Here is a 4,195-nt window from a genome sequence, read left to right as displayed (position 1 = left end):
CAGCCTGCTCTTTTCGTCCTGACAGTTCCTTTCACGGGTGAAAGAAACTGCCACGACACCATACCGCGGGACCGTTGTGTGCAAGCATAAAAATATTGCATCTTTTAAAAGAAAAATGTCTCAATTTGTTTGAAGTAAAACAGCAAAACAATGGTTATGAAAATTAAGTATACAAAACTTATTGTATTTCTGTTTTTAATAGCTTTTATTTTGCCAAGTTGCAGGACTTATACAGATGAGAGACTGGTTTTTATAAATAATTCTGATCAGCCAATATATGTTAGATTGTGCGAATACCATAATGATACAACTTATGTTTATTGTGTACATGATCTGACTGCAAGTCCTGAAAAATATAAATATGAACCTTTTGAAAAAAAGGTTATTCAGGTGCCATATACTTGGGAAAATATTTTTGATAAAGCCGACTCAATGACGATTTATATATTTGATGCTGAGTTGTTTGAAAATACACCATTAGATTCTACAGCTAATAATTATCTAATTTTATATCGTTATGATTTTACATACGATGATTTGGTTAATTGGACTTGGGAAATAACATATCCAAAGGAGAAAAAGTGATCCTATTGAAATTGTAGATACTAAATGAAAAAATAATGCCAGCACACAACACAGTGTATAATGCAGCGGCTAAATTTATGCAGTTTAAATTTCACCCAAAGTCTTTGTCGGCTTGATTGCTCTTTCACCTTGTGAAAGCCAATCGCCGCCGACATCATACACAGGAACGTTGTGTGCAACCATAATCAGTAACCCAAACCGTAATTTTTTAGGTTATTAGTCAACTATCTTAAGTTATTCTTGTTCTCATAATATCTTAAACCTAAAAATACTGATAATATGAAACCTTTTATTTTTGCTTTAATTCTAAACATTACGCTGGTTAATATTTCTTTAACTCAAGACGGTGGCTGTGATTGTTATCAAATAGAGGATTTTTGGATTAAATCACAAGATACATTAAGTCTAACTCTTTCTAACACTTGTGATAATAGTGTTTACCTCGATATTTATTTAATAAGTAGTAAATCCCCATTTGATACTCTTGCAAGGCAAGAAATAAAAAATGGACTTTTTGAAATGAATAAAAACACAACACAAGACCTTCAAACATCATTAACTCAAGTACCTGATTTCGGAACCTTTAGAGTTAGTATAACGAATGGAACCTTAAACTGCGATTCAATAAAATTTTCCTCCTTATATTTAGCAATTGATAATATTAATCAAACAGATTTATTAATTTATCCAAATCCAGTAAAGGAATTTTTGACGATTGACTTAAATGTTGATTTTTCATTTATAAAGCTGATTAACGTAAATGGTCAAGTTAAGTTGATTCAAAGAAATAGTAACAGAATTGATTTGAAAGGATTGAATAGTGGAGTTTATTTTCTTGAAGTATATGATTATCAATACCGAATGATAGGTGTTCAAAAAATACTGAAAGAGTAGGCAGCACACAACACGGTATATAAAATATAAGGAGGTTAGTGAGTTACGGAACTTTGGTTCATTTAATCAACACCGCCAAATCTGCGATTTGACGAGTTGATTTTTCAGTTGCCAAATCGCAGATTTGGCTATTTAGCAAATTGACACGATATTGTTTCAAAGTTCCTTACATTTCATATACCCATCCGTTGTATGTAATACCGGGATTAGTAGTTTGAGATCTTATGAACTGACCTCCACCCTCTTTAAGCTGAAGCAAGAAGCGTTCATTTTTAAACAGGATCAACGATTGATTTTAACCAGGTGTCGGGTGGAGTTTCAGTCTACACAACTTTAAAGTTTCGTATTTTGACGCAATATCGTTTAGGGTTGATGCAATATCGTAAAGTTTTGATTTACATTATCCGGTCGTGGGTGGCTGAATCTCATTTGATTTGCTGAAGTGTTTAATTTGTGAAGCATCAATTTAAATAGCACCAGTGAGAGAACAAAAGAAGGTACTACATACAACACGCGGTCATACTGCATGGCAGTCTTTTTAAATAAAATATTACAACATTCGCGGGCTGTCTCTTTTGTCCTGACAGTTCCTTTCCCGTCGGAAAGAAACTGCCACGACAGCATACCGCGGGAACGTTGGCATTCATTGTAAGAAACATCCTGCACAAAATTAAACATGATTGATGGAAGAAAAGATTAAGAAATATTTATCTGATTTAGAGAAGGAAAAAGGGATTGAAATACTTCTTGCTTGTGAGACAGGTTCGAGAGCGTGGGGATTTCCATCGCCTGACAGTGATTTTGATGTTCGTGTAATATACAAACACGACAAAGATTGGTATTTAAGCTTGACCGAAGAAAAAGACACAATCGAATATTTCTTAGAAAATAACGAAATTGATATTAGCGGATGGGATTTAAGAAAAAGTCTGCGATTGCTTTGGAAATCGAATCCTCCTTTGCTCGAAAGAATCCAATCACCGATTATTTACAAAGCTGATAATGAATTCCTGACAGGAATAAATTCGGTTGCACATAAGACTTATTCAAGAATTGCCACAATTCATCATTATTTGAGTATGGCGAAAAAGGCTTTAGAAGAAGTATTAAGCTCAAATGACTACAAATTGAAAAGATTCTTTTATGCTCTCCGTGCATCAGTAGCTTGCCTGTGGATTCTTGAAAAAGAAGAAATTCCACCGATTGAATTTAGAAAAATGGTAAACGGATTAGATTTGCCACAGAATTTAATAAACAGGATTGACGAACTTATTGAAATTAAATCGACAATTAGCGAAACATACTTGCATAGTGGAGAACTAGATTTAATTAAATTCATGCAGAGTTGTATAGAAAGAGCTGATAACGAATCAAAGAGTTTGCCTGCTTCAAAAGGGCAAATGGATGAATTAAATAAGTTCTTTAGAAAAATATTAGGGTAATTAATGACAATTGAGGATTTAAGAAATAAAGGATTAATAATACTGGAGTGTATAAGTGGCAGTAAAGCATACGGATTAGATACACCTACTTCCGATACGGACATTAAAGGTGTTTTCATATTACCGAAAGAAGAATTTTATGGTTTAACCTATACTCCTCAGGTAAATAATGAAACAAACGATATAGTTTTTTATGAGTTTGGGCGGTTTATGGAATTGTTATCATTAAATAATCCAAATATCCTTGAATTACTTAATACCCCTGAATCAGCGATAATTTACAAGCATCCATTTTTAAATGAAATAAAATCCGAATTGATTTTATCGAAACTTTGCAATAACACGTTTGGAAAATTTGCATTGTCTCAAATCAAAAAAGCAAAAGGACTTAAAAAGAAAATTGTAAATCCTGTAGCAAAAGAGAGAAAGAGTGTTTTGTCATTCTGTTTTGTGAATTACGACCAGGGAGCAATACCACTTTTAAAATTCTTAGAAATTAAAGGTTGGTGCCAAGAAAACTGTGGATTAGTAAATATTCAGCACATGAAAGATGTTTATGGATTATACTATTCTGACAAATTAGGATTTAGTGGAGTGTTAAGAGGGAAAGACTCTAATGATATCTGTTTAAGTTCAATTCCAAAAGACACAAAACAAGAAGCTCTCATGTATTTCAACAGAAACGGATATTCGACTTATTGCAAAGAATATCGAGAATACTGGGATTGGGTGGATAAGAGAAACGACGATAGATATGAAAACACTAAAAGTCATGGCAAAAATTATGATTCAAAGAACATGATGCATGTATTTCGACTTTTAGAAATGGCAATAGAAATCGGAAAAGAGAAAAAAGTCAATGTAAAAAGACCAAATCGTGATTTCCTTCTTGATATTAAAACTGGAAAATTTGAATATGAGGAATTACTAAAAATGGCTGATTTAAAACAAACAGAAATGGAATCTGCATTTGAGCAATCCTCTCTGCCCGAAACGCCTGATTTGGAATTAATAAATGACTTGACATACAGATTGAGAGATAAATTTTATAAAGACAAAGAATAAACAACGAAATGCCAACACGCGGTATAAAACATTGGGGTTTAGGTGCTTATTTAGGCATTCTGCCACGCATCAAGTTCAGTGTAACTGGACAGGAAGGTAGCCCGCAATCCCCAACGATTTCATACCGCCATCCGTTGTGCCCAAGTTTAAAAAAATGAAACGAATTTTTATAATACCAATATTACTCTACTTCGCTATTTGTACAAATG

Annotated in this window: 4 protein-coding genes; all 4 read left to right on the top strand. The window is 33.2% G+C overall.

What is annotated here, in order from left to right; translation table 11 throughout:
* Positions 1 to 156: 156 nt before the first annotated feature.
* The 4 genes from ACE1ET_RS20220 (at position 157) to ACE1ET_RS20205 (ending at position 3,986) form a co-directional block, all read left to right on the top strand.
* Positions 157 to 585, top strand: a complete 429-nt coding sequence (locus ACE1ET_RS20220; RefSeq protein ID WP_375730242.1) for a hypothetical protein — start codon at positions 157 to 159, stop codon at positions 583 to 585.
* A 279-nt stretch (positions 586 to 864) separates the two neighbouring features.
* Positions 865 to 1,479 carry a T9SS type A sorting domain-containing protein gene (locus ACE1ET_RS20215; protein ID WP_375730241.1) on the top strand — a complete coding sequence of 205 codons (615 nt, stop codon included), beginning with the start codon at positions 865 to 867 and terminating at the stop codon, positions 1,477 to 1,479.
* Between the two features lie 683 nt (positions 1,480 to 2,162).
* Positions 2,163 to 2,921: a nucleotidyltransferase domain-containing protein gene (locus ACE1ET_RS20210; RefSeq protein WP_375730240.1), complete on the top strand. Its 759-nt coding sequence runs from the start codon at positions 2,163 to 2,165 to the stop codon at positions 2,919 to 2,921.
* Positions 2,922 to 2,924: 3 nt separating this feature from the next.
* Positions 2,925 to 3,986 (top strand): DNA polymerase beta superfamily protein, encoded by a 1,062-nt coding sequence (locus ACE1ET_RS20205; protein WP_375730239.1) that lies wholly within the window; start codon positions 2,925 to 2,927, stop codon positions 3,984 to 3,986.
* Positions 3,987 to 4,195: the final 209 nt, after the last annotated feature.

It is taken from the genome of Quyinboa mangrovi, from assembly GCF_042219825.1.
Taxonomy (GTDB): domain Bacteria; phylum Bacteroidota; class Bacteroidia; order Bacteroidales; family UBA5342; genus JBHJHP01.
This window is presented reverse-complemented; position numbering and strand designations above follow the sequence as displayed.